The 216-nt window shown below is 60.2% G+C and carries 1 protein-coding gene; it reads right to left on the reverse strand.

Going from position 1 to position 216, the window contains the following annotated elements:
• A partial coding sequence (locus A3709_RS17345) for an amino acid permease (RefSeq protein ID WP_156507828.1) occupies nucleotides 1-216 on the reverse strand: 216 nt, incomplete at both ends.

Genomic DNA, 216 nt, shown 5'->3' on the forward strand with positions numbered 1-216 from the left:
AAACATCTGGGCATAGACGCCCGCGAACAAGATGTAGATCGCCGGAATCCACACCGCCGTGTTCACCCAGTAACACCAGGTGGCCCGGGAGGCCCAGCGCCCGCCAAAGGCGTCGCGAATCCAGGCGTAAATACCGCCCTGCTCTGGGTAGGCGCATCCAGTGTTTCCTGGTGGCTGATTCTCGGCGTGCTGTTTTTCGTGCCCTTTGCCATGATC

Origin of the sequence: Halioglobus sp. HI00S01 (assembly GCF_001635445.1) — a bacterium.
Lineage (GTDB): Bacteria > Pseudomonadota > Gammaproteobacteria > Pseudomonadales > Halieaceae > Halioglobus > Halioglobus japonicus.